General features: G+C 69.9%; 18 protein-coding genes. 11 read left to right on the top strand and 7 right to left on the bottom strand.

All coding sequences use genetic code 11. The features are described 5' to 3' along the window. Window positions 1–23: 23 nt before the first annotated feature. The gene (locus A4F85_RS23065) at window positions 24–3,167 is read right to left on the bottom strand and encodes a hypothetical protein (RefSeq protein WP_063327800.1); all 3,144 of its coding nucleotides are present in this window, start codon (window positions 3,165–3,167) and stop codon (window positions 24–26) included. 449 nt (window positions 3,168–3,616) lie between these two features. On the opposite strand from A4F85_RS23065, the gene A4F85_RS23060 reads away from it, so the two are divergent. The 9 genes from A4F85_RS23060 (at window position 3,617) to A4F85_RS23020 (ending at window position 16,664) form a co-directional block, all read left to right on the top strand. Next, window positions 3,617–4,831: an efflux RND transporter periplasmic adaptor subunit gene (locus A4F85_RS23060; protein ID WP_063327799.1), complete on the top strand. Its 1,215-nt coding sequence runs from the start codon at window positions 3,617–3,619 to the stop codon at window positions 4,829–4,831. Between the two features lie 13 nt (window positions 4,832–4,844). Further along, window positions 4,845–8,039 (top strand): efflux RND transporter permease subunit, encoded by a 3,195-nt coding sequence (locus A4F85_RS23055; RefSeq protein WP_034397640.1) that lies wholly within the window; start codon window positions 4,845–4,847, stop codon window positions 8,037–8,039. Then, window positions 8,032–9,465: an efflux transporter outer membrane subunit gene (locus tag A4F85_RS23050; protein ID WP_063328065.1), complete on the top strand. Its 1,434-nt coding sequence runs from the start codon at window positions 8,032–8,034 to the stop codon at window positions 9,463–9,465. The genes A4F85_RS23055 and A4F85_RS23050 overlap by 8 nt, the downstream gene beginning before the upstream one ends. 151 nt (window positions 9,466–9,616) lie before the next feature. Further along, a complete protein-coding gene (locus A4F85_RS23045; RefSeq protein WP_269447126.1) occupies window positions 9,617–10,771 on the top strand; it encodes an NAD(P)/FAD-dependent oxidoreductase in 1,155 nt (384 codons plus the stop codon). A 61-nt stretch (window positions 10,772–10,832) separates the two neighbouring features. After that, window positions 10,833–11,918: a YkvI family membrane protein gene (locus A4F85_RS23040; protein WP_063327797.1), complete on the top strand. Its 1,086-nt coding sequence runs from the start codon at window positions 10,833–10,835 to the stop codon at window positions 11,916–11,918. Between the two features lie 53 nt (window positions 11,919–11,971). After that, the gene (locus tag A4F85_RS23035; protein WP_193760916.1) at window positions 11,972–12,643 is read left to right on the top strand and encodes a helix-turn-helix domain-containing protein; all 672 of its coding nucleotides are present in this window, start codon (window positions 11,972–11,974) and stop codon (window positions 12,641–12,643) included. Window positions 12,644–12,876: 233 nt separating this feature from the next. Next, window positions 12,877–13,941, top strand: a complete 1,065-nt coding sequence (locus A4F85_RS23030) for a homocysteine S-methyltransferase family protein (protein WP_063327796.1) — start codon at window positions 12,877–12,879, stop codon at window positions 13,939–13,941. Between the two features lie 22 nt (window positions 13,942–13,963). Continuing rightward, complete coding sequence (locus A4F85_RS23025; RefSeq protein ID WP_063327795.1) at window positions 13,964–15,346, top strand: hypothetical protein; 1,383 nt, start codon at window positions 13,964–13,966, stop codon at window positions 15,344–15,346. Between the two features lie 319 nt (window positions 15,347–15,665). Further along, window positions 15,666–16,664: a porin gene (locus A4F85_RS23020; protein ID WP_012202110.1), complete on the top strand. Its 999-nt coding sequence runs from the start codon at window positions 15,666–15,668 to the stop codon at window positions 16,662–16,664. Here the strand turns inward: A4F85_RS23020 and A4F85_RS23015 are convergent, their stop codons facing one another. Together A4F85_RS23015 and A4F85_RS23010 are read right to left on the bottom strand one after the other, a co-directional pair. Further along, window positions 16,665–18,317: a methyl-accepting chemotaxis protein gene (locus A4F85_RS23015; protein ID WP_013800064.1), complete on the bottom strand. Its 1,653-nt coding sequence runs from the start codon at window positions 18,315–18,317 to the stop codon at window positions 16,665–16,667. 595 nt (window positions 18,318–18,912) lie between these two features. Continuing rightward, on the bottom strand, window positions 18,913–20,214 hold the full coding sequence (locus A4F85_RS23010) for a CaiB/BaiF CoA transferase family protein (RefSeq protein WP_063327794.1): 1,302 nt from the start codon (window positions 20,212–20,214) through the stop codon (window positions 18,913–18,915). Between the two features lie 162 nt (window positions 20,215–20,376). Here A4F85_RS23010 and A4F85_RS23005 point away from each other — a divergent pair, with 162 nt between their 5' ends. Beyond that, entirely contained in the window at window positions 20,377–21,291 is a 915-nt protein-coding gene (locus A4F85_RS23005) for a LysR family transcriptional regulator (protein ID WP_012202113.1), read from the top strand. A gap of 152 nt (window positions 21,292–21,443) precedes the next feature. On the opposite strand, the gene A4F85_RS23000 is transcribed toward A4F85_RS23005, so the two are convergent. From A4F85_RS23000 to A4F85_RS22985, 4 genes are read right to left on the bottom strand one after another with little or no spacing between them, the layout of a single operon-like run. Then, a complete protein-coding gene (locus A4F85_RS23000; protein ID WP_043795651.1) occupies window positions 21,444–21,845 on the bottom strand; it encodes a PaaI family thioesterase in 402 nt (133 codons plus the stop codon). A gap of 5 nt (window positions 21,846–21,850) precedes the next feature. Then, window positions 21,851–23,008: an acyl-CoA dehydrogenase family protein gene (locus A4F85_RS22995; RefSeq protein WP_063327793.1), complete on the bottom strand. Its 1,158-nt coding sequence runs from the start codon at window positions 23,006–23,008 to the stop codon at window positions 21,851–21,853. A 22-nt stretch (window positions 23,009–23,030) separates the two neighbouring features. Beyond that, window positions 23,031–24,242 (bottom strand): thiolase, encoded by a 1,212-nt coding sequence (locus tag A4F85_RS22990; RefSeq protein WP_063327792.1) that lies wholly within the window; start codon window positions 24,240–24,242, stop codon window positions 23,031–23,033. After that, on the bottom strand, window positions 24,239–24,643 hold the full coding sequence (locus tag A4F85_RS22985; protein ID WP_063327791.1) for a Zn-ribbon domain-containing OB-fold protein: 405 nt from the start codon (window positions 24,641–24,643) through the stop codon (window positions 24,239–24,241). The genes A4F85_RS22990 and A4F85_RS22985 overlap by 4 nt, the downstream gene beginning before the upstream one ends. A gap of 364 nt (window positions 24,644–25,007) precedes the next feature. Between A4F85_RS22985 and fmdA the strand changes: the two genes are divergently transcribed. Then, a complete protein-coding gene (fmdA, locus tag A4F85_RS22980; protein ID WP_063327790.1) occupies window positions 25,008–26,240 on the top strand; it encodes a formamidase in 1,233 nt (410 codons plus the stop codon). Window positions 26,241–26,251: the final 11 nt, after the last annotated feature.

Here is a 26,251-nt window from a genome sequence, read left to right as displayed (position 1 = left end):
GACTCCGTGCCTTGTTGCGGCGCTCAGGTTGAAGACGGGGCCTGGCCGCGCCGCTCCGCCGCCAGGGGCTGCATGAAGCTTTGCGCCAGCTGGGGATGGCGCTGCACGATGTCGCGCAGCCCGGCCACATAGTCGGGCTGGTCGGCATGGCTGGCGCTGACCACCTGCCGCGCAAAGATGGCCGCCACCACGGCGGCGGTCTCGGGCGCCTGCACCTGGCTGCGCAGGAAATGCAGCACGCGCGTCTTGCTGGCGCGCGCGCGGTGCACCTGGCTGAGCACTGCCAGGAAGTAGGGCTGCAGCTCCTGCAGGCGCGCCGCGCGCTGCGGTGCGGGCTCGTCGGGCAGGGCGAGCAGCCATTGCGTGACGAACAGCTGCACGCTGGTGGCGGGGTGCTGGGCCAGGCGCGTGAGGAAGAGGCTGGCCTCGGGCGCGCTCATGTGCTGCGCGAGCCGCTGGCGGCCCAGGGCCTGCACCCAGGGCTGGGCGTGATCGACCCAGCCGAGCAGCAGCTGCGGCGACAGGGCGCCGTCCGGCAGCCGCTGGCCGAACATCTCGCGTGCGTACTGCTGCGTGTCGGCAAACAGGGCGTCGGCCAGCGGCAGCAGCTGTTCGGCCTGCTCGGGCAGGGTCCGGTCCATGGGGGTGAGCTGCGCATCGATGCTCTGGCGGCTCAAGGCGCGCACGTCGGCATCGGCATGCCGGGCCAGCGTGGACCACTGGCGCAGCGTGTAGGCCTGCAGGTCCAGCGCCTTCAGGCCCCAGGCGCCGTAGCGCTGTGCGCCCTTGGCCTGCGCCTGCAGGGCGCGCCAGATGCCCGAGGCATCGCGGGCCGGGGCCACGGCGGCCAGCGGGCCGGTGAGCAGCCGCAGCGCCGCGTCGTGCACGCCTTCGGCCTTTTCCGCGCGGAACAGCACTTCGTGCAGGCGTTCGGCGATCTGGGCGTTGCAGCGCGTGTTGTAGAGGGGTATGCCGGCCAGGCGCTCGACCAGGGGCGCTGCCGCTGCGCGCAAGGCGGCATGCGGCGATACGGCGAATTCGGCCAGCATGGCGGCCTGCTCGCACAGCAGGTCATCGGCCAGGCTGCCCATGAGCCGGATGCCGCAGGCCATGCGCGCAGGTTCCTCGGATTCCAGCAGCCCGCGCAGCGCCGCCGGGGGCAGGGTCCGCAGGCCCTGCGGATGCGCCAGCAGCCAGGCGGTGGCCATCGCCACCAGCGCCGTCACCGAGTGCGCCAGCAGGTGGTGCAGCGGCGGGGCCGGGACGCTGGCGGCCTGCGCAGCCAGCGGGCCGTTGCCATCGAACAGCGCCTGCACGGCATCGCGGATATCGGCCAGCGCGGGGCTTTCGGTGTCCAGTGTGGGCAGCGCCGCCAGCAAGGCCAGGGCCACGGCTGCACCATCGGCATAAAACAGCAGGGCCAGGCCCTGGGTGCGCGAGCTGGCAGCCGGTGACAGCAGCAGGGCTGCCACCAGTTCGGCATCGCGCGCGGCGCCTGCGCGGTCACGCGACAGCCAGGCGCCCAGGTAGCTGGCGGCAGGCCCGTCGCCGCATTGCGCAAGCGCCAGCAGCCAGGGCCGGCGTGCCGCATCGTCGGTCAGCGAGACCATGCGCTGCTGGGCGATCTGAAGGCCCAGCGCAGCCGCCGGTGCATAGGTTTTGTGCAGCAGCGGCGCGGTGGCCGCTGCATCGAGGCCGTCCAGAAAGGCCTTCTGGTCCTGCAGGGCGCGCGTGAGCGACCACAGCAGCAGCGTGGACTGCGAACGGCCCACCAGTTGCAGCAGTTGCCCGGGGTGGGCATCCCACATGGCCGAAAGTCCTTCCACGCGCTGCGCGGGCAGCTGCTGCAGGTCCAGCGGCTCGTCGGTGTACCAGGTGTGGGCGCGGGCCGAGGCATGCAGTTGCGGCCAGCGCGGCAGCAGCAGCCGGGCGGCGATGAGCCAGCGCGATTCGGGCAGGCGGCCGGAGCGCGAGGCAGGCAGGCCCGCGCAGCAGCGGTCCATGGCCTGGAGCAGGGCTGCGGCATGGGCGGCGCTTTCGCTGTGGTCGGCCGAGGCCATGCGCCGCAGCTGGCGCCAGCCGCGCAGGCGCAGGTACAGCGAGGTGTCGCGGCTGAAGACGGCACCCTCGTCGCGCGGGCCATCGAAGCGCGCGTGCAGCACGGCCAGCAGGGCGTGGTCGCGCCGCCACTCGGCACGCTTGTGGATGCGCCGCAGGGCCGGCCACCATGCGCGCGTGAAGGGGATGCGCTCCATCCAGGCCAGCAGCTGCTGGTGGACGGCGCCGTCGTGCGCGCCCAGCGCATCGGCCGCCAGCAGCGCCTGTGGCCCAAGGGCCTGGAAGAAGGCCTGTTCGGCCTGCGGTCCGTCCTCTTTCGGGCCGTTTTCCTGCGGGGGAATCCCGGCCCACTGCGCCTGGTACTCCTGCAGCGCCGCCTGGCGTTCCTGCGGCTCCAGCAGGGCCAGCCAGGCCTGGTGCGCCAGATCGCGCGTGGCCTCGCTGGTGCCGCGTTGCGAGAGCGCCTGCAGGGCCACCGCCGCGCCGCCATCGCCCAGGCGCCCGATGAGGTAGGCCAGGCAGTAGTCGAGCAGATCGTCCCCGGTGCCCAGCAGCGCCACCAGGCGTGGAACCTGGGCATGCAGCAGGCGCTGGGCGGCGCCGCTGCGCGCGGGGTCCGCATACTCGGCCAGCCGCCACACCAGCCGGGCCTGCTGGCCCGAGGGCATCAGCCGCCAGGCGCTGCCGTCCAGGCGTTTGCACAGGGCGGAAATGGCGCCGGCCTGCAGGGCCGACTCCGGCAGGCCGGGCGGCACCGTGGCCTGTCCCGGGGCCGGGCCGGGGGAGGGCGCCGGGCCTGCTTCAGCATCCAGCTCCGCAAAGCCCTCATGGGACTGCAGCACATCGCCCGCGCCCAGGCGCTGGCGCAGGTAGGCCAGCGCGCGCTGGCGTGCAGGCTCCAGCGCCTGGGGCAAGGGGGTGAGCGTGCTGTCATCGACCTGCGCGACGACGCCGGCCTTCAATTGCGTGACCTGCAAGGTCACGACATGGCGCGCGGCGGTGGCCGTGGTGTCGCCGCCCGGCATCTCCAGGGCCAGCACCCTCACGGTGCTGATGCGTTCGTTGCGTCCCTGTGGCCGGGACAGTGTGGCGTGAGCAAGCAGATTCATGCGGCAGGCATCCAGTGCTTTTCCATGGAGGGTGTCGGCGTTCGTCGGCAGTAGTCGGCGGCTTTTGGCGGTACCTGGCGGTTCCTGGTGAAACCTGGCCGCCACCCTGGGTCAGATGGCCTTGCAGTGTAGTGGTGGCGTCCTGCAGGTGCGGCAACGCGCGTGTGTCCGTCTGTGCGCGCCTGTCCAGGTCTTTTCAGGTCGTTCCTGGTCAATTGCCGCTGCGCTTGTCCGATCCGGCCAGCGATGTCCCCGGCAAACCGTCCTCAATTTTCGTGGTGTCTTTGCGCGCGGATCTTGACTTCAAGTTCACTTGAACTTGAAGAATGCAACCCATTGTGAGCAACCGCCTGGAAGGCCTCCAGAGCCTGCGGTCCCGCCCCTTTTTCCGGCCCCGCCGCAGCCCCGGCAGCAGGGCCTTGCCCATCCCCCTCAAGGAGAGTCGATCCATGCCCGTTCTTCCACCGCCGCCGTTGCGGCGTGCCCTGTTCGGAGGCGCCCTGGCGGCGCTGGCCCTGCTTGCCGGCTGCCGCCCGCAGGCCGTGGGCGATGCCCACGCCAGCGACGGCCCGCCGCCTGCGCCCGAGGTGCTGGTGAGCGAGGTCGTGCCGGCCAGCGTGCGTGTCTGGGACGAGTTCAACGGCCGCATCGATGCCGTGGAGTCGGTCCAACTGCGCCCGCGCGTGTCGGGCTATATCGAGCGCATTGCCTTCAGCGAGGGGCAGGAGGTGAAGAAGGGCCAGCTGCTGTTCGTGATCGACCAGCGGCCCTACCGCGCCGCCCTGGCCAGCGCCGAGGCCGAGCTGGAGCGCACGCGCGCAGGCGCCGCGCTGGCCCGCACCCAGGACCAGCGCGCCCGCCAGCTGGTGGCCGAGCATGCCGTCTCGCGCGAGGAGGCCGATACGCGCGCCGGCGCCCTGGCCCAGAGCGCCGCCCAGGTGCGCGCCGCCGAGGCCGCGCTGGCGGCAGCCCGGCTCAACCTGGATTTCACCGAGGTGCGCGCGCCGGTCTCCGGCCGCGCGGGCCGCGCCCTGCTCACCGTGGGCAACCTGGCCCAGGCCGACCAGAGCGTGCTGACCACCGTGGTTTCGCAGGACCCGGTGTATGTCTACTTCGATGCGGACGAGCACAGCTTCCTGCGGCAGCAGCAGGCCGCCAAGGACACCAAGGGGCGGCCCGGCGTGCAGCGGCCCGTGCGTGTGGGGCTGGCTGGCGACGAAGGCTTTCCGCATGCGGGCAGTCTGGACTTCACCGACAACCAGCTCAACGCGGGCACGGGCACGGTGCGCATGCGCGCCCGCCTGCCCAATCCCGACCGCCTGCTGACGCCGGGCCTGTTCGCGCGCGTGCAACTGCAAGACGCGCAGGGCGCGGGCGGCGAGCGGCAGACGCTGCTGATCGACGACAAGGCCGTGCTCACCGACCAGGACCGCAAGTACGTCTATGTGGTGGGCGAGGGCAACAAGGCCGAGCGCCGTGACCTGGAGCTGGGCCGCATGGTCGATGGCCGGCGCGTGGTGGACAAGGGGCTGGCGGCGGGCGACAGGCTGGTGGTCGGCGGCCTGCAGCGCATCTACTACCCCGGCATGCCCATCAGCCCCAAGCCTGCGCCCGGCGACGGGCAGGCGGCGGTGGCCAAGGCGCCGGCCGTGGCCGCGCAGTGAACCGGGAAGCACCATGGACTTCTCCAAATTCTTCATAGACCGGCCGATCTTCGCGGTCGTGCTCTCCATCATCCTGTTCGCCGTGGGGCTGGTCGCGATTCCGCAGCTGCCCGTGGGCGAGTATCCCGAGGTCGTGCCGCCCAGCGTGGTGGTGCGCGCCACCTATCCGGGCGCCAATCCCAAGGAGGTCGCCGAGTCGGTGGCCGTGCCGCTGGAGGAGGCCATCAACGGCGTCGAAGGCCTGATGTACATGAAGTCGGTCGCGGCGTCCGACGGCAGCCTGCAGGTGGTCTCCACCTTCCGCCCTGACGTCGATCCCGACACGGCCGCCGTGCGCGTGCAAAACCGCGTCAGCCAGGCCCAGAGCCGTCTGCCCGAGGAGGTGCGCCAGTTCGGCGTGACCACGCAAAAGCAGTCGTCCACGCCGCTGATGTACGTGGGCCTGGTCTCCCAGGACGGCCAGCATGACGCGCTGTACCTGCGCAACTACGTCACGCTCAAGATCAAGGACGTGCTGGCACGCATTCCGGGCATTGGCGACGTGGGCATCTACGGCGCGGGCGACTACGCCATGCGCGTGTGGCTGGACCCGGACAAGGTGGCCGCGCGCCAGCTCACGGCGCCCGAGGTGATTGCCGCCATCCGCGAGCAGAACATCCAGGTCTCGGCCGGGCAATTGGGCGCGCAGCCCAGTCCGCAGAGCGCGGACAAGCTGCTGTCCATCAACGTGCGCGGGCGGCTGAAGACGCCCGAGGAATTCGGCAGCATCGTGCTCAAGGGCGGCGCGGACGGCCAGGTCGTGCGCCTGGCCGACGTGGCGCGCATCGAGCTGGGCGCCAGCGACTACACGCTGCGCTCGTGGAGCGACAAGAAGAACATGGCGGCCGTGGGCATCTTCCTGTCGCCCGGCGCCAATGCGCTGGGCGTGGCCGAGCAGGTCTACGCGGCCATGGACAAGCTCTCGCAGGACCTGCCCGAGGGCGTGGCCTTCGAGACGGTCTGGGACCCCACGGTCTTCGTGCGCGACTCCATCAAGGCGGTGCAGAGCACGCTGATCGAGGCCGTCATCCTCGTGGTGCTGGTGGTCATCGTCTTCCTGCAGACCTGGCGCGCCTCCATCATTCCGCTGCTGGCCGTGCCCGTGTCCATCGTCGGCACCTTCGCGGGGCTGTACCTGCTGGGCTACTCCATCAACACGCTGACCCTGTTCGGCCTGGTGCTGGCCATCGGCATCGTGGTGGACGACGCCATCGTCGTGGTGGAGAACGTGGAGCGCTACATCGAGGAAGGGCACACGCCCCTGGAGGCGGCCCACCTGGCGATGAAGGAGGTCTCGGGCCCCATCATCGCCATCGCCCTCGTGTTGTGCGCGGTCTTCGTGCCCATGGCCTTTCTCAGCGGCGTGACGGGTCAGTTCTACAAGCAGTTCGCCGTGACGATTGCCATCTCCACGGTGATCTCGGCCATCAACTCGCTGACGCTGTCACCCGCGCTGGCGGCCAAGCTGCTGCAGCCGCGCGGCGCGCCGCGCGATCCGCTGGCGCGCGGGCTGGACCGCAGCCTGGGCTGGCTCTTCCGGCCCTTCAACCGCTTCTTCGACCGCAGCGCCCACGGCTACCAGAACTCGGTGGGGCATTCGCTGCGCCGCCGGGGCCTGGTGTTCGCGGTCTATGCGGCGCTGCTGGCGGGCACGGCCGTGCTGTTCCAGGCCGTGCCGGGCGGCTTCATCCCGCTGCAGGACAAGCTGTACCTGTTCGGCGGCGCCAAGCTGCCCGAGGGGGCTTCGCTGAACCGCACGGATGCGGTCACGCGCCAGATGGTCGATGCCGCCAAAAGCGTGGAAGGCGTGGACATGGTCGCCGCCTTCGCGGGCTTCAACGCGCTGCAGTCCACGACCACGCCCAACCTGACCAGCGCCTACATCATGCTCAAGCCCTTCGGCGAGCGCACGCGCAGCGCCGAGGCCATCAATGCCGAGCTGGGCGCCAAGTTCTCGCAGATCGAGGGCGGCTTCGCCTATGCGCTGATGCCCCCGCCCATCCAGGGCCTGGGCAACGGCTCGGGCTACTCGCTGTTCCTGCAGGACCGCGCGGGCCTGGGCTACGCGGCGTTGCAGCAGGCGCTGCAGGCCTTCCAGGCCGAGATCGCCAAAACACCGGGCATGACCTACCCGGTCAGCAGCTACCAGTCCAACATCCCGCAGCTGGAAGTCAAGGTGGACCGCACCAAGGCCAAGGCCCAGGGCGTGGCGCTGACCGACCTGTTTCAGACGCTGCAGGCCTACCTGGGATCGGTCTACGTCAACGACTTCAACGCCTTCGGCCGCGTCTGGCGCGTGATGCTGCAGGCCGACGCGGACCACCGCCAGACCGTGGAGGACATCGCCAGTCTGCGCACGCGCAATGCACGCGGCGAGATGGTGCCCATAGGCTCCATGGTCACCGTGGTGCCCAGCTTCGGCCCCGACCCGGTGCTGCGCTACAACGGCTTTCCGGCGGCCGATCTGATCGGCGACTCCGACCCGCGCGTGCTGTCCTCGGGCGAGGTGCTGGCCAAGCTCCAGGAGATCGCGCAGCGCACGCTGCCGCGCGGCATCGAGCTGGCCTGGACCGACCTGAGCTACCAGCAGGTGGAGCAGAGCAATGCCGCGGCCGTGGTCTTCGCCATTGCCGTGATGCTGGTCTTCCTGGTGCTGGCCGCGCTCTACGAAAGCTGGACGCTGCCGCTGGCCGTGATCCTCATCGTGCCCGTGTGCATCTGCGCGGCGCTGTTCGGCGTCTGGCTGGCCGGGGGCGACAACAACGTCTTCGTGCAGGTAGGACTGGTGGTGCTGATGGGGCTGGCCTGCAAGAACGCCATCCTGATCGTGGAATTCGCACGCGAGCTGGAGCTGCGCGGCGTGGGCATCGTCGATGCCGCGCTGCAGGCCTGCCGCCTGCGGCTGCGGCCCATCGTCATGACCTCGATCGCCTTCATCGCCGGAGCCGTGCCCCTGCTCATCGGTGGCGGCGCGGGCAGCGAGGTGCGCGCGGCCACGGGCGTGACGGTGTTCTCGGGAATGCTGGGCGTGACCTTGTTCGGCCTGTTCCTCACGCCGGTGTTCTACGTCACGCTGCGCCGGCTTTCGGGCCGCGCGCTGACGGGGCATGCGCCTGCGCATTCCACCGGGCCTGCCCAGCCCGCCTCCCTGGAGTCCCCACATGCCTGAGATACGCAAGTCCCTGAGCCGCCACGCGCTGGCACTGGCATCCGCCGCCCTGGTGGGCGGCTGCGCGGTCGGCCCCGACTTCAAGGCGCCTGCGGCGCCGCGGGCCGCAGCGCAGTTCGCGCGGGCCGAGCCTGCACCGGCCACCCCCCAGGCCGAGCCTGACGCCGCCTTCTGGCGCCAGTTCCAGGACCCGCAGCTGACGCAGCTGGTGGAGCGCGCGCTGGGCGACAACCAGGACCTGCAGGTGGCGCTGGCGCGGCTGGACGGTGCCCAGGCGCTGCTGCGCGAAAGCCGCTTCGACCAGCTGCCCACGGTCACGATGTCGGGCCGGGCCACGCAGCAAAAGCTCAGCGAGAGCGAGGCCTTCTATGGCCCGCGCAGCCAGCGCATCTACACCGCCGGATTGGCCGCCAGCTGGGAGATCGACGTGTTCGGCCGCGTGCGGCGCAGCATCGAGGCGCGGCATGCCGACCTGCGCGCCGATGCGGCCGACCTGGCGGCCCTGCAGGTGGCCATTGCGGCCCAGGTGGCGGGCAGCTACGCCGACCTGCGCGGCTGGCAGCAGCGCCTGGCCTTGGCGCAGGCCAATGCGGCCAACCAGCAGGACACGCTGCGCCTGGTGCAGCTGCGCCTGGCGCACGGCAGCGGCACCGAGTTCGACCTGGCGCGCGCCCAGGCCCAGCTGGAGGCCACGCGCTCGCGCATTCCCGCGCTGCAGGCGCAGATCGCCATGGCGCAGCACCGGCTGGCCGTGCTCACGGGCCAGGTGCCCGAGGCGCTGATCGCCGCCCTGGATGCGCCTGCCGCCCTGCCGCAGCTGCCGCCGGCCATCGACCCCGGCACGCCGGCCGGCCTGCTGCGCCGGCGCCCGGACGTGGCTGTGGCCGAGGCACGGCTGCATGCGGCCACGGCACGCATCGGCGTGGCCACGGCCGACCTGTTCCCGCGCCTGTCGCTGGGCGGCCTGCTGGGCAGCACGGCATTGCACGGCGGCGCGCTGTTCGAGGGCGCCAGCGCCCGCAGCAGCGTGTTCCTGGGCGTGGACTGGTCCTTTCTTGACGTGGGCCGCGTGCGGGCGCGCATCGCGGCCAGCGAGGCCGGCGCCCAGGCTGCGCTGGCCCAGTACCAGCAGACCGTGCTGCTGGCGCTGGAGGACACGGAGAACGCCCTGGTGCGCCTGCAGCGCACGCGCAGCGAAGACGCCCACCTGGCCCAGGCCGCCGAGCAGCGCCAGCGTGCCGAGCAACTGGCGCAGCGCCGCTACCAGCTGGGCAGCGTGGGCCTGTACGAAGTGCTGGATGCGCAGCGCGACCTGTATGCGGCCCAGGACGCGGCCGCCGACAGCCGTGCGCGCGGCCTGCGCGCCGCCGTGGCGCTGTACCAGGCCCTGGCCGGTGGCTGGGACGGAAAGCTGCCGCCGGCCTGAGCGTGCGGCGCGCATTGCCACAAGGGACGGCCAGGCGCCGTCCCTTTTTTCTTGTGCGGCGCCCCCGGTGAAAACCACGAGGACCAGGGGCTTGCCTCATTTTTTTCTTATCGGATAATTTTCTCATTGGAAAAAAATGGAGCGATGGATGATGGAAAGCCAGGTTCTGGATTTCGCCGTGATCGGTGCCGGCATGGCCGGTGCCTCCGTGGCCTGGCGGCTGGCCGGTGCGGGCGCCTCGGTGCTGGTGCTGGAACGCGAGCCGCAGCCCGGATACCACGCCACGGGCCGCTCGGCCGCCATGTTCATGGAGAGCTACGGCACCGCGCAGATACGCGCGCTGACACGCGCCAGCCGTGGCTTCTACAGCGCGCCGCCCGAAGGTTTTTGCGAGCACGCGCTGCTGCAGCCGCGCAGCGTGCTCTACATAGGAACGGCCGGCCAGGAACCCCAGCTGGACGAGGCCCTGGCCATGTACCGCCGCGACGGCCTGCGCGCCGAGCGCATCGACGCGCGCCAGGCCTGCGCCCTGGTGCCCTGCCTGCAGGAGAGCCTGCTCGTGGGCGCCGTGCATGACCTGGACGCCATGGACATCGACGTGGCCGAACTGCACCAGGGCTTTCTGCGCGGCATGGCGCGTGCCGGTGCGCGGCTGCGCTGCGGCGCCGAACTGTCGGGCGCCGAGCGTGAGGTGGATGGTGATGGACAGGGCCTGTGGACCCTGGTGCTGCAGGACGGGTCGCAGGTCCGCGCCCGCGCCATGGTCAATGCCGCAGGCGCCTGGGCCGATGCCGTGGCCCGGCTGTGCGGCGCGCGGCCGCTGGGCATCGAGCCCCGGCGCCGCTCGGCCTTCACCTTTGCCGCACCCGAGGGCGAGGAAATCCACGGCTGGCCTGCCGTGATCGGCGTGGACGAGAGCTTCTACTTCAAGCCCGATGCGGGCCAGCTGCTGGGCTCGCCCGCCAATGCCGATCCCGTGCCGCCGCACGACGTGGTGGCCGAGGAACTGGACGTGGCCATGGGCATAGACCGCATCGAGACACTGACCCGCCTGCGCATACGCCGGCCGCGCCATGTCTGGGCCGGGCTGCGCAGCTTTGCGCCCGACGACGACTTCGTGATCGGCTGGGATGCGCAGCGCGAGGGCTTTTTCTGGCTGGCCGGGCAGGGCGGCTACGGCATACAGACGGCAGCCGGCGCCTCGGCCGCCGCGGCCGCGCTGCTGATGCGCAAGCCGCTGCCCGCCGAGCTGCTGGCGCAGGGCGTCGATGCCCTGCGGCTGAGTCCGGCGCGCTTCGCGGCCTGACCCGTCATCGCTTTTTCACCTTTTCAGCCCTCGCAACACACAACAATCCAAGGAGACAGGCATGGGTGCATTCAAGGAAGTGAGCAGGATTGCCGGCGCCTTCGTCGGCGTCATCGTCGGGGCGGGCTTCGCCTCGGGGCAGGAGATATTGCAGTTCTTCGCGGGCTTTGGCGCCATCGGCCTGGCGGGCTGCCTGGTGGCGGCCCTGGCCTTCGTCTTCCTGTCCATGGCGTTCTCCACCATGGGCCAGCGCCTGCAGGCCGGCTCGCACAAGGAGGTGGTGCAGGCCCTTCTGGGCCGGCATGTGGGCATGGTGTTCGATGTGCTGATCACCTTCTTCCTGTTTGCCATCACCGTGGTCATGCTGGCGGGCGCGGGCTCGCTGCTGCACCAGTGGCTGGGCCTGCCCGAGGTCTGGGGCAGCGTGCTGGCCACCGTCGCCACGGTGCTCATCGTCTGCCTGGACGTGGGCCGGGTGATCGCCTTCATCGGCGCCGTCACGCCGCTGCTGGTGTTCATGACCGTGGTGGTCGCCGGCTACGTGCTGCTGACGCCCCACGGCGACATGGCCGCGCTGGAGGCCGCCGCCGCCACCCAGCCCCGGGGCGCCGGCCACTGGCTGGTGGCGGCGCTGCTCTATGTCTCCTACAACGTGGTGGCGGGCATGCCCTTCCTGGTGATCATGGGCGGGCAGGCCAGCTCGCGCCGCGTGGCGCTGTGGGGCGGCGTGGCGGGCGGGCTGCTGCTGGGCCTGCTGATGCTGATGATCGCGGCCGCGATGTACTGGCGCATGGACACGCTGGGCGGCCTGTCCATGCCCATGCTGTCGCTGGCCACGCAGATCTCGCCCTGGCTGGGGCACCTGATGTCGCTGGTCATCTTCGGCATGATCCTCAACACGGCCGTGGGCATGCTCTATGCCTTCGTGGCCCGCATCCTGCCGGCTGGCACGCCGCGTTTTCGCTGGGGCACGGGCGTGGCGGGCGTGCTGGCCCTGGGCGGCAGCTTCGCGGGCTTCATCACGCTGGTGGGCATGGTCTACCCGGTCTATGGCTACATCGGCTTCGCCCTCATGGCCTGCGCGCTGGTGGGCTGGCTGCGCATGGGCCGCAGGCAGACGCCCGGGGCCGGCCTGCGCGGCGCCTGACGGCCGGGCCTGACCCTAGAATCGGGCGGTCGCCAGCCCCGATCGCCCGCTTCATGCCCAGCCCCCGCACCAGATCCAGCCCCAGGTCCAGCACTCTCCCCACGCCGGACCAGGTCCTCGCCGCCGTGCTGCCGGGCGCCCGCACGGCCGCCGCCATGCCTGCGGGCAAGCACGAAGTGGGCGCCAAGCTGCGCAAGGCGCGCAAGGAGCGCGGCCTGACGCTGCAGCAGGTGGCCGAAAGCAGCGGGCTGGCCGTGTCCACCATCTCCAAGGCCGAGCGCGGCCAGATCGCGCTGAGTTACGAGAAGGTGCTCATGCTGGGCAACGCGCTGGACATCGACATGACACGGCTGTTCATGGTCGGTGACGCCCAGCAGGCGGCCGGCGACACGCCCACCGTGGTCAAGGACTGCTTCGAGGACGTGCAGCGCTACGAGACCGACCAGTACCTCTACAGCGTGCTGTGCGGCGCCTTTCCGGGCAAGAAGATGCAGCCCCTGGTGGCCGTGATCAATGCGCGCGAGGCCGGGGAATTCTCGGAGACCATCCGCCATGCGGGCCAGGAATTCGTGATGGTGCTCTCGGGCCGGGTGCGCATCCTGTTCGAGAACGGCGAATCGGTGGAGCTGGGCCGCCACGAGGCCGCATATTTCGACAGCGGCGTGGGCCATGTGTATGTGAGCCTGAGCCGCCAGCCGGCCCAAGTCGTCTCTGTCTGCACCTGAAATGGTTAGCACCCCCTGAGCGGCTGCGCCGCTTCCCCCTCTCTCGCTACGCGGGAGGGGGACGACACCCTCGGTGCGGGGCGGCGCGGCCGGCATAGGCCCTTCCTCGGTGTCTCTGGCGTGGGGGTGCGCTAGTTTCATAGGTCGCGCCTCTTGTTTGGGGCGCAGGCCGTTTTTCTGGGGGAATCCTCGTGCCCGGCACGGCCGCCCCGGAGTTCCTACAATCGCTGCCCATGAGCCTGCCCCAGTACACCCGCGCCAAAGAGCTTCCCGCCATCCTTGCCAAGCGCCTCGTCATTCTTGACGGCGCCATGGGCACCATGATCCAGCGCTTCAAGCTGGGGGAGGCCCAGTACCGGGGCCAGGGCTACACGGGCCCCGGCAGCGTGGGCGACCGCTTCAAGGACTTCGCGCATGACGTCAAGGGCAACAACGAGCTGCTGTCGCTCACCCGCCCCGACGTGATCCGCGACATCCATGAGAAGTACCTGGCCGCCGGCGCCGACCTGATCGAGACCAATACCTTCGGCGCGACCACCATTGCGCAGGACGACTACCACATGGCCGATCTGGCGCGCGAGATGAATCTCAAGAGCGCCCAGCTGGCCCGCGCGGCCTGCGACAAGTACAGCACGCCCGGCCATCCGCGCTACGTGGCCGGTGCCCTGGGCCCCACGCCCAAGACGGCCAGCATCAGCCCCGACGTGAACGATCCGGGCGCGCGCAACGTGAATTTCGAGCAGCTGCGCCAGGCCTACCTGGAGCAGACGCTGGCGCTGATCGAGGGCGGCTCCGACGTCATCCTGGTCGAGACCATCTTCGACACGCTCAACGCCAAGGCCGCGCTGTTCGCGGTGGACGAGGCCTTCGAGCAAAGCGGCGAATGCCTGCCCATCATGATCAGCGGCACGGTGACCGATGCCTCGGGCCGCATCCTGTCCGGGCAGACGGTGACGGCCTTCTGGCACAGCGTGCGCCATGCCAACCCGCTGTCCATCGGCCTGAACTGCGCGCTGGGCGCGGCGCTGATGCGCCCCTACGTCCAGGAACTGAACAAGGCCGCGCCCGAGACCTTCATCAGCTGCTACCCCAACGCCGGCCTGCCCAATCCCATGAGCGACACGGGCTTCGACGAGACGCCCGAGGTCACCAGCCGCCTGGTGCACGAATTCGCGTCCGAGGGCCTGGTCAACATCGTGGGCGGCTGCTGCGGCACCACGCCGGACCACATCGGCGCCATCGCCAAGGCCGTGGGCAGCACGCCCACGCGCCGCCTGTTCTACCCGGAATCGGCCTGATGGCCCGGGCGGAGCCTCTGACATGAGTTCGCCGCTGCCGCCCGTCCCGTCCCCAGCCGCAGGGCTGCCGCTGCCAGTGGCAGCGCCTGTGCCCGTCCCGGCCGCTGGCGCGCCGGTGGGGCCACAGGCTCCGTCCGCTGCGGTGGCGCCGGCTTCGCCCGCGTCACCCGCCTCACCCTCCATTCCCGTCACGCCGCCAGCGGCCACGGCCGTGCGCTGGTCGCCCGAGATGCTGCAAAGCCTGCGCCTGCAGGCCTTCGAGCAATTGGTGGCCCAGCTGGCGCGCCAAGTCCAGTCCAGCCCTGGCGCGCCCGCGCCGCAGTGGCCGGCCAGCGGCGTGTCCGAGGCGCTGGGCCGGCTGCTGGAGGCCTTGCTGGCCCAGGTAGGTACCCAGCAGGGCCAGGCCCTGCAGTTGCTCGCGGCCCAGCCCGGATCGGCCGCGTTGCTGCAGGCGCTGGCCGCCGGCACGACAGCTGGTGCAGCGGCGGCCGGAGGGCAAGCGCAGCCATCCCAGAGTCCGCAGACGGGGACATCAGCCTCTGCCCAGGCCGGCACCGCGCCGCAGGCGGCATCTTCCTCGCCTGCATTGCAGGCCGCAGCCTCCCTGCAGCCCGCTGCTGCCGCAGTGACGCTGGCCGTGGCAACCGCCAAGGCCAAGGTGGTGGATGCGCTGCTGGCCGGATCGGGGCTGGCGCCGCAGGCCGGTGCCAGCGCGCCTGGAGGTGTTGCAGGCGGCGCCACCCAGACCCTGCCCGCGCTGCAAAGCTGGTGGGTGCAGCAGGGCACGCTGCTGACGCCCCAGGGCGAGCGTGGCTTCACGCTGAGCCTGCAGGTGCCCCAGGCCTGGGCCCAGGCGCAGGGCGCGGCCATGGCGCTGGCGGCCGCATCGGCTTCCGCGCCGGGTGCGGCCCCTTTCACGGCGGCGGCACTGCCTGCGGGCGCTGCGCTGCCCTTGGCGGGCGCGCAGGCCGCGGAGCCGGGCCTGCGCCTGCCATTGGATGCCTCGCTGCAGTCCCTGGCCTCGGGGCCGGTGGCCGTGGTGGTGCAGCCGCGTGGCGCCGATGCGCTGCGCACCAGCGCCCTGCTGCTGCTGGAGCTGCAGCCGCTGCGCCAGCCGGGCGGCGCCATGGCGTCGCCGGCCGGCCTGGCCTCGGTGGCTTCGCTTTCGCCTGCGCTTGCGCAGGAGGTGCAGCAGATGCTGCAGCAGCGCAACGATCCCTGGCTGCACATGGCGGCGGCCCAGGCCTCGGGCGCCTTGCCGCGCGAGCGCCGCGCCTTCGAGCACCAGTCGCATTTCTGCACCACCGAAGGCTGCCAGTACGAGGGCCGCGCGCCCTGCGCCCAGCCTTTTTGCAGCGAGATGAACCGTCTCTGGGACGTGTCGCGTACCGAGCGCAGCCGCTGACGACCTGGCCCCGGCCCGGGGCCGCCACGCTACGAAACTGACCGGGCCTGACGGTGGCGTGGTCATCGCCGGCCCCAGCTTTCATAATGCCGGCTGTCGTTCGCCATCTGCGCGGATGACGTCTTTGGCCGGGATGTGCAATGAATGTGCAGCGATCATGCTGCGATCTGCATCCTGGCTGCCTCCAAGTCGCTGCAAGCCACCAGCCCGCCGCGCACCTTCCAGCCACCTCTGTCGTGGCAACCCCCGTCGCCGTTTGCGCATGCCCCCGGGCCGCGCCGGTGTTGTGCCATCTTTCATTTCCAGGAACCCGTTCAGGATGCGTTGTACCTCCCGCTTGACCCTTGCTTCTCTCGCCGTTGCGGCTGCCCTGCCGGTGGCTGCCCAGTCATCTGCCACAGGCTCCAACGTCACCATCAGCGGTTATCTCGACGCTGGCGTGTTCCGGGATTTCGACAAGACCAGCAAGCTGGGCACGATTCAGCGCAGCAACCTGGCGATTGCCGGTTTCGAGGACCTGGGCGGTGGCCTGAAGGCCACCTTCCGGCTGAGCACGCGCTTCGACCTGGACACGGGCCTGACCGAGGACTATCCGAAGAAGCCCTTCTGGCATGACGAGTCCACCGTGGGCCTGCAGGGCAGCTGGGGCCATCTGCGCCTGGGCCGCGCGCTCAGCGCCATGTGGAGCCAGGAGTGGCAGTTCGATCCCTGGGGCAACTTCAACCGCATCGCCTCGCCGGCCTGGCACATGGCCCACTACCTGACGCCGACCGACCGCGCCAGCAACAACGGCTCGCCCGAGTACGGCCGCATGTCCAACGGCGTGTTCTACGACTCGCCCAAGTTCGGCGGCTTTTCGCTGCACCTGAGCGCCTCTCCCGAGCGCACCGAGGCGCCGGGCCGCCAGGGCCGTGCGCGCTCGGTGTCGGTCAACTACGACCAGGGCGCGGTGGCGGCCATGCTGGCGCACGAGCGCAACGGCAGCGGCGACACCGACCTGTACATGGGCGGCAAGTACCGCATCGGCACGGCAGCGGTGATGCTGGCCTATGACCGCAGCAAGTCGGGCACGCCCGGCACGGGGCCCGACAAGTCGCGCATGGTCTCGCTGGGCGCCACCTACGGCATCGGGGCGACCACGCTCAAGGCCAGCTATGCACGCCAGCGCCTGGACCGCGATACCAACAACATGCTGTCGCTGGGCGCCGAGTACGCGCTGTCCAAGCGCACCATGCTCTACACCAGCCTGGGACACCAGCGCTACGAGAACCAGAGCTCGCGCACGGCCTTCGGCGTGGGCATGGCCCATTCCTTCTGATCAATGCGCTTCCCAGCGGCCTGACTGGGCAGCGCTGGTGATCCTGGCCAGGCCTGGAGCCGGCATGGGCTGAGGGGTTGCGGGCAGGGCGGTGAGTTCCAGGCCTTGCTCCAGCTTGAAGACGCTCACGGCCTGCTGCAGGCCATAGGCCTGCTCCTGCAGGGACTGGGCGGCGGCGGCGGCTTCCTCGACCAGGGCGGCGTTCTGCTGGGTGACCTGGTCCATCTGCGAGATGGCCTGGTTGATCTGCTCCAGGCCCGCCGTCTGCTCGACGCTGGCGGCCGTGATCTCTCCCATGATGTCGGTCACGTTGCGCACGCTGCTGACGATGTTCTGCATGGTCTGCCCGGCCTGCGCCACCAGGGCCGATCCGGTGCTGACCTTGCCGTTGGAGTCCTCGATGAGCAGCTTGATCTCCTTGGCCGCATCGGCGCAGCGCCGCGCCAGGGCGCGCACTTCGGCCGCAACGACGGCAAAGCCCCGGCCCTGCTCGCCCGCACGCGCGGCTTCCACGGCCGCGTTGAGCGCGAGGATGTTGGTCTGAAAGGCGATGGCGTCGATCACGCCGATGATGTCGGCGATCTTGCGCGAGGAGGCATGGATGGCGCCCATGGTGTCCACCACCTGGGAGACCACCTCGCCGCCTTGCTGGGCGACGGCCGAGGCCGAGGCCGCCAGCTGGTTGGCCTGGCGCGCGTTGTCGGTGTTCTGACGCACCGTGACGGTGAGCTGCTCCATGGAGGCAGCGGTTTCTTCCAGCGAGCTGGCCTGGTGCTCGGTGCGCACCGAAAGATCGTTGTTGCCCGAGGCGATCTGGCTGGAGGCCGTGGCGATCGAGTCCGTGCCACTGCGCACCTGCCGGACGATGTGGATGAGGCTCTGGTCCATGCGGTGCAGTGCGTGCAGCAGCTGGCCTGTCTCGTCGGTGGTGGTGGCCTGGATGCGGCGCGTCAGGTCGCCTTCGGCCACGGCCTGGGCCACGCCCAGGGCCTCGTTCAGCGGACGCGCCACGATGCGCGCCAGCGTGAGCGCCAGGGCCAGCCCCAGCAAAATGCTGGCTCCCAGCAGGCCGACCACCCAGATGCGTGCGCTGCGGTAGAGGGCATTGGCGTGGTCGTTGGCCTGCTGTCCGCCTTCGTGGTCGATCTGCACCATGCGGTCGATCTGGTCATACAGGCGTCGGCTCAGCTCCAGCGATTCGCCCTGGGCCAGCACCAGGGCTTCGTCCTTGCGGCCATTGCGCGCCAGGGCCATGACCATGGCGTGCTCCTTGGCGTACTCGTTGCGCAGCCGGCCCAGTTCGTCGTAGGCGGCCTTCTCCGGCGCGGAACTGATGAAGCTGGCGTAGTTGTCGTAGCTGGTCTGGGTCTTCTTCCACAGCTCGCCCATGATCCTGTCGAAGGCACCGATGTCCTGCTCGCTGGTGGATATCAGGTACTGCAGCTCGTTGACGCGGTAGCGGGCCGTGGTGGCGCGGATGTCGAGCAACATGCGTGATGAAGGCATCCAGCGCGTGGCGATATCGATGGACGCCTGGTTGATCCGGCTGAGCTGCAGCACGGCATAGAGGCCCACGAAGGTGGTCAGCGCCAGGACGGCCACGAAGGCCAGCAGCAGCTTGGAGGAGATCTTGAGATTGCGAAAGGCTTGCATGGCGAAGTCCTGTAGGCGTGTCCCTTGAACGGCAAGGGGGAAAAAAGGCGTGCAGCAGGGCGCACCTTGCCTGCCGTGCAGAGCAAGGTGGAACGGGTATCAGCGAAAGAGAAAACGAGGGCCGCAGTGCCCGCTCAGGGTGGGAACCAGCCCGAGGTCCGGCAGATGCGGCCCTTGATGCGGGGCCTCATGGCGCAGGCCCTGTCCGTGCGCCTGCGCTGCGGCGGGCGCTTCGCGGGCATGCCGCAGCAGCGGGGAAGATGCAGAGGATTTCGAACCGTCCGCCTGCACCGTTTGGCACGCGGATACCCGCTGCAGCCAGGCGTTCGGCGGCGGCTGCCGCGCGCTGGGGGCGGGCATTGCGGGTAGTTGTCCTAGGGACTTCGGACAGGGAGAAAGTGGCTATCTGCATCTGTGGTGGGAATTATTTCCGCACCGTCTGAGGATGAGGATGCCCGCCATCTGATTTTGGATAGGACGTGTCCTAAAAGCCGTTTGCAGGCCCGCAGCCCAGCCATCCGCGTCCGCGGGTGGCCGGCTTCAAGGCATCGGAAACTTCAGCGCATCAAGGCGACCGGCGTCTGTCGCCAGTCGCTCAGACCACGCCCTTGCCGCGCAGGGCCTGCAGCTGCTGCGCATCCAGGCCCAGGCGCTCGCGCAGCACCTCGTCCGTGTGCTGGCCCAGGGCGGGCGGCGCATGGCGCAGCGTGGTGGGCGTGTCCGACAGGCGCAGCGGGCTGGCCGTGGTCACCACGCGGTTGATGGTCTCGCCCGCAGGCGGCGTGGCGCCCGGATAGCGCTCCTGCTCCACGCGCAGGCCGCGCGCGCGCACCTGTGCATCGTCGAAGGCCTGGCCGATGTGGTTGATGGGGCCGCAGGGCACGGCCTTGTCCTCCAGCAGCGCGATCCACTCGGCCGTGGGCCGGCCGCGCGTGAGTTCGGCCATCAGCGGGATCAGCGCGTCGCGGTGGATGACGCGGCCGGCATTGGTGGCAAAGCGCTCGTCGCGCGCCCAGTCCACGCCGGCCGCCCCGCAAAAGCGCGCGAACTGGCCGTCGTTGCCTATGGCCAGCAGCATGCGGCCGTCGGCCGTGGGGAAGTCCTGGTAGGGCACGACGCTGGGGTGGGTGTTGCCCTGGCGGCCCGGCACATGGCCGGTGTTCAGGAAGCCCGCGCCCTGGTTGGCCAGCACGGCCATGGCCACGTCCAGCAAGGCCATGTCGATGTGCTGGCCCCGCCCCGTGTGGTGGCGCGCCTCCACGGCGCCCAGGATGGCCGTGGTCGCATACATGCCGGTGAACAGGTCGATCACGGCCACGCCCACGCGCAGCGGGCCGCCGCCGGGCTCGCTGTCGGTGCGGCCCGTGATGCTCATGAGGCCGCTCATGGCCTGCACCAGCAGGTCGTAGCCGGCGCGCGGCGCATAGGGCCCGGTCTGGCCGAAGCCCGTGACCGAGCAATAGATCAGGCGCGGGTTCAGCGCGCTCAGCGAGGCGTAGTCCAGGCCGTAGCGCTTGAGGCCTCCGGTCTTGAAGTTCTCCACCACCACATCGCTTTGCATGGCCAGCTCGCGGATCAGCTGCTGGCCCTCGGCCGTGGCCATGTCCACGGTGACCGATCGCTTGTTGCGGTTGCAGGCCGCGAAGTACACGGCGTTGTCCGAGGGATTGCCTTGCGCATCGGGAAAGAAGGGCGGGCCCCAGTGGCGCGTGTCGTCGCCCTCGCCGGGCTTTTCGATCTTGATCACGTCGGCCCCCATGTCGGCCAGGTTCTGGGTGCACCAGGGGCCGGCCAGCACGCGCGAGAGGTCGAGCACGCGCAGATGGCCCAGCGCTCCTGCGGTCTGGGTGGCCGTGTTGTGGATGGGGCTGGGGGAGGGGGTTTCTGTGTGGTTCATGGGCTGAGGCGGCTATCCCGGGCAGATGGGCCCATGCTACGGCGCGCGGGCCTGCTGCGGCTTCGCATTTGTGAAAGCGCGCGTTCGCGCACGGGCCGGCACTGCGGTTTGTACTGACGCGCGCGGCTCAGTGCCGGAGCCTGCGGCTTTCTACAATGCCGGATGGCCATGCATTTCGATCTTGTGGATCTGCGCCTTATGGTGCACATCGCCGACGCCAACAGCATGACGCGTGGCGCGGAACTTTCCTTCATCTCCCTGCCGGCGGCCAGCACCCGCATCAAGAACCTGGAGGAGAGCATCGGCACCAAGCTGCTGTACCGCACCAGCCAGGGCGTGACGCTGACGCCGCCGGGCCAGGCCTTCGTCACCCATGCGCGCATGGTGCTGGGCCAGATCGAGCACCTGCGCGGCGACATGCAGGAGTACGTGCGCGGCATCAAGGGCCATGTGCGGGTGTTTGCCAACACCACCTCGCTGGGCGAGTTCCTGCCGCCCGTGCTGCGCCATTACCTGCGCCGCAATCCCGACGTGAACATCGACCTGCGCGAGCGCCTGTCGCATGACATCGTGCGCGCCGTGACCGAGGGGCAGACCGACATCGGCATCGTCGCCGGCCTGGTGCGCACCGAGAACCTGGAGACCCTGCCCTACCGCCGCGACCGCCTGGTGCTGGTCGTGCCGCGCGGCCATGCGCTCGATGGCGAGATGCAGATGGCCTTTGCCGACACGCTGGACCTGGACCATGTGGGCCTGCACGAATCCAGCGCCATCCATGCCTTCCTGCGCCAGGCCAGCGACCAGCTGCACCGGCCCATCAAGCAGCGCATCCAGGTGGGCAACTTCGAGACGGCCTGCCGCATGATCGAGTCCGGCGTGGGCGTGGGCGTGCTGCCCGAATCGGCCGCCAGCCGCCATGCGCATTCCATGGACATCGCCATCGTGCCGCTGTCCGATGCCTGGTCGGTGCGCGAGATGCAGATCTGCGTGCGCAGCCTGGAGGCCCTGCCGTCCTTCGCCCAGGAGCTGGTGGAGCTGCTGGTGGCCGACGCACAGGGCCGGCTCACGCTGGAGTAGCTTGGACTCAACTATTCAGTGCTTGCGCACGGCCTACGCAACTGGCGTGTTCCAAGCGCGAGACGCCGAGCAAGGGCCGCCCCGCAGCGAGGGCGTCGTCCCCCTCCCGCGAAGCGAGAGAGGGGGAAGCGGCGTAGCCGCTCAGGGGGTGTTCATACCGTCGGTGCCAGCCAGTACTTGAAAGTGCCGGTGGCCGTGGCCACCAGCTTTCCGTCTTCATCGAGCAACTGCGCCGCGCAGCTGCACAGGCTGCGGCTGGCATGCACCACCCAGCCTTCGGCCAGCAGCGCGCCCTTGCCCGGACGGTGGAAGCGGCTGCTCATCTCCACCGTCACGGCGGTCTGCGATGGCGCACCGGGCAGCTCGCCCGCGGCGCGCGACATCACGGAGTCCAGCAGCGTCATGAGCACGCCGCCGTGCGCGGCGGGCAGCTGGTTGAGTAGTTCCTCGCGCATGTGGGGCAGGCGCACATGGACCTTGCCGGGCGGCGCGGGCACCTGCGAGGCGCCGATCAGCCGCATGAAGGCATTGCGGTCGGGGGCCGGTGCGCTCATGCGGCTCATGCGGCGCGCGCCTCGCGCACCATGTTGCGCGCGATGATGACCTGCTGGATCTGGGTCGTGCCTTCGTACAGGCGGAACAGCCGCACGTCGCGGTAGAAGCGCTCGATGCCGAACTCGGCCAGGTAGCCCGAGCCGCCCAGGATCTGCACGGCGCGGTCGGCCACGCGGCCCACCATCTCGGTGGCGAACATCTTGCAGCACGAGGCCTCGGTGGAGACGTTGCGGCCCTCGTCGCGGCGGCGCGCCGCGTCGATCACCATGCACTCGGCCGCATACAGCTCGGCCTGGCTGTCGGCCAGCATGGCCTGCACCAGCTGGAACTCGCAGATGGGCTGGCCGAACTGCTTGCGCTCCAGCGCATAGTTCAGCGCGTCGCGCAGGATGCGCTGAGCCACGCCCACGCTCACGGCCGCGATGTGGATGCGGCCCTTGTCCAGCACCTTCATGGCGGTCTTGAAGCCCTGGCCTTCCTTCAGGCCGATGAGGTTGGCCGCCGGCACGCGCACGTTGTCGAAGAACACGTCGCAGGTGTGCGCGCCCTTCTGGCCCATCTTCACGTCGTTCTTGCCGAAGCTGATGCCCGGCGACTCCGCATCCACGATGAAGGCCGAGACGCCGCCCGCGCCCTTGTTGGCCGGGTCGGTGCGCGCCATCAGCGTGAACATGCCCGCATGCGGCGCATTGGTGATGAAGCGCTTGTTGCCGTTGACCACGTAGTGGTCCCCGTCCCTGATGGCGGTGGTGCGCAGCGAGGCCGCGTCCGAGCCCGCCTCGGGCTCGGTCAGCGCGAACGAGGCCATGATCTCGCCCGTGGCCAGCTTGGGCAGCCAGGCCGCCTGCTGCTCGGGCGTGCCGTCGATGAGGATGCCCTGCGAGCCTATGCCCACGGTCGTGCCGATCACCGAGCGGAAGGCCGGCGCGGTCTGGCACAGCTCGAAGAGCACGCGCACCTCTTCCTCCATGGTCAGCTCCAGCCCGCCGAACTGCTCGGGGATGGTCATGCCGAACAGGCCCAGGTTGCGCATCTCCTGCACGATGGACTCGGGAATCTCGTCGGTCTCGGCCACTTCGTTCTCGGCGGGCACCAGGCGCTCGCGCACAAATCGGCGCACGCTGTCCAGCAGGGCTTCGAGGGTTTCTTGGTCGCGGATCATTGCGGTGTGCTTCCTGTGCGGTTCAGAGGGTTTCGGCGGTTCCCAGCACCGCCGTGGATTGGCTGGATAACGTGCCGCCATTGCCATGGACCACGGCCGTGCGGTGGCGTCCCAGCTGGCGCTGGCCGGCCTCGCCGCGCAGCTGGCGCACGGCCTCGATCAGCGCAAAGATGCCGTACATGCCCGGGTGCACGCAGGACAGGCCGCCGCCGTTGGTGTTGACGGCCAGCCGTCCGCCGGGCGCGATGCCGCCCTTGGACACGAAGGCACCGCCCTCGCCCTTGGCGCAAAAGCCCAGGTCCTCCAGGAACAGCAGGGTGTTGATGGTGAAGGCGTCGTAGACCTGGGCCATGTCCATGTCGGCAGCGGTGAGCCCCGCCATGGCAAAGGCCTGGGCGCCGGACTGCGCGGCGGCCGTGGTGGTCAGGTCGGGCATGCAGGAGATCTGGCGGTTCCAGATGGCCGTGGCATTGCCCAGCACGTAGACGGGGGGGCGCGGCAGGTCGCGGGCGCGCTCGCCGCGCACCAGCACGATGGCGCCCGCGCCGTCCGTCACCAGGCAGCAGTCGCGCACGCTCAAGGGGCTGGCGATGGGGCGGGCCGAGAGCACGTCCTCGATGGTCAGCGGGTCGCGCATGAAGGCTTCGGGGTTGAGCTGGGCCCAGGCACGTGCGGCCACGGCCACCTCGGCCAGTTGCTCGCGCGTGGTGCCGAACTCGTGCATGTGGCGCGCGGCCGCCAGCGCATAGGCGGTCACGGGCAGCACGGGCTCGTAGGGGAACTCGTAGGGCTGCGGGTCCAGGAAACGCCGCGCCGCCTGGCCTTCCTTGCGGCCGAAGGTGGCCGAGCGCTGGGCGCTGCCGTAGCACACCAGCACGGCCTTGCACTGGCCGGCCTCCAGCGCGCGGATGGCGGGCAGCAGGTGGGCGATGAAGCTGCTGCCGCCGATCATCGTGCCGTCCACATAGGTCGGGTTGATGCCCAGGTGCTCGATCACCGGCATGGTCCACATGCTGGCGTTGACGCTGCAGGTGGCCAGGCCGTCGATGTCCTGCATGGTCAGGCCCGCATCGGCCACGGCCGCATGGGCGGCACGCACCAGCAGGGTCATGTCGTCCATGCCGGGTGCCTCGCCACAGCCATAGGTGGCGGCGCCGGCAATGGCCACGCGCCCGCGCAGCGGGCGGTTCACGGCGGCGGCGTCCAGGGTGGATTGGGGGATGCGGGTACTCATGCTGCACCTCCCTGCGATCCCTGTGCCGCCTGTCCGAGCGCGGGCTGGAACAGCACCAGGCCGCGTCCGTCCTTGCTCGCCACATGGGCGCTCACGCGCTGGCCTATGCGCACGTCGGCCGGCGCAATGCTTTCGACGCGGCCCATCATGCGCACGCCTTCGTCCAGGTCGATCAGGGCCACGTTGTAGTCGCCACCGGCATCGCTCTTGCGTGCGACGGTGCTGGTGGAGTAGACCGTGCCCTGGCCGCTGGCGCGCACCCAGCGCAGCGGGCTGGCGCCGCAGTGCGGGCACAGCTCGCGCGGGGTGAAGACATGGCGCGTGCATTGCGGGCACTGCTGTATGCAGAAGCGGCCGGCATCGAGTTCGGCCTGGTAGTGGGTCTGTGCGCTCAGGTGCATGGGCGGTGTCTCCGTTCTCGGTGTTCTTGGCGCTGCACCCGGCACGCGGGCGCAGCGGCTGTCCGCCAGCATGCCCGCATCGCGGGGCCGCTTCAATTCGCCAATCTGGAAGGGTGGCTTCACCAGTGCCGGCGCCCGGCTGTCAACCCAGGGTTGCTGCCTAGGCGGGCCGGCGGGCACGGCTGCTATGGTGTTTATGCATTCCCGGCCTTTTCTTCATACCCGCCCTGCGCCGCCTGCCGGCGCACCGAGGGCGCGCCGCCGCTTTGGCACAGCGTGGCGCCACAGGAAGGCCGGCAATGGCGCGCCGCACCCCGGCCCGTTCTCCGCTGTCGATCCCCACCCACCCAGGAGGTTTTTGCACATGACGGATACGCTGATCAAGGTTGACCTGAACCGCCCGCCCACCGACAACGAAAGGGTCCACAACCGCTGGCACCCGGACATTCCCATGGCCTGCTGGGTCCAGCCCGGCGACGACTTCATCCTGGAGACCTACGACTGGACCGGCGGCTTCATCAAGAACAACGACAGCGCCGACGATGTGCGCGACATCGACCTGACCACGGTGCACTACCTGTCCGGCCCCGTGGGCGTGAAGGGCGCCCAGCCCGGCGACCTGCTGGTGGTGGACCTGCTGGACATCGGCGCCAAGCCCGACAGCCTCTGGGGCTTCAACGGCTTCTTCTCCAAAAACAATGGCGGCGGCTTCCTGACCGACCACTTCCCCTCGGCCCAGAAATCGATCTGGGACTTCAAGGGCATGTTCACCAGCTCGCGCCACATACCAGGCGTGAACTTCCCCGGCCTCATCCATCCCGGCCTCATCGGCTGCCTGCCTGACCGGCCCATGCTGGAGATGTGGAACGAGCGCGAGCGCGCCCTGATCGCCACCGATCCCGAGCGCGTGCCCGGACTGGCCAACCCGCCGTCGGCCGGCACGGCCCACATGGGCCAGATGCGCGGCGAGACCCGCGACAAGGCCGCCGCCGAAGGCGCGCGCACCGTGCCGCCGCGCGAGCATGGCGGCAACTGCGACATCAAGGACCTCTCGCGCGGCGCCAAGGTGTTCTTCCCCGTCTATGTGGATGGCGCCGGCCTGAGCGTGGGCGACCTGCACTTCAGCCAGGGCGATGGCGAGATCACCTTCTGCGGCGCCATCGAGATGGCGGGCTGGGTGCACATGAAGGTCAGCCTCATCAAGGGCGGCATGGCCAAGTACGGCATCAAGAACCCCATCTTCAAGCCCAGCCCCATCACGCCGCGCTATGACGACTACCTGATCTTCGAGGGCATCTCGGTGGACGAGAGCGGCAGGCAGCACTACCTGGATGTCAACGTGGCCTACCGCCAGGCCTGCCTGAACGCCATCGAATACCTGAAGAAATTCGGCTACAGCGGCGCCCAGGCGTATTCCATCCTGGGCACGGCGCCCGTGCAGGGCCATATCAGCGGCGTGGTGGACGTGCCCAACTCCTGCGCCACGCTGTGGCTGCCCACGGGCATCTTCGACTTCGACATCAACCCCAACGCGGCGGGGCCGGTCGTCCAGTTCGACGGCAGCATCGACATGCCCCTGTCCCCCGACCTGCGCTGACGCCAAGGAGT

Origin of the sequence: Delftia sp. GW456-R20, assembly GCF_001622915.1 — a bacterium.
GTDB classification, from domain to species: domain Bacteria; phylum Pseudomonadota; class Gammaproteobacteria; order Burkholderiales; family Burkholderiaceae_C; genus Comamonas; species Comamonas acidovorans.
This window is presented reverse-complemented; position numbering and strand designations above follow the sequence as displayed.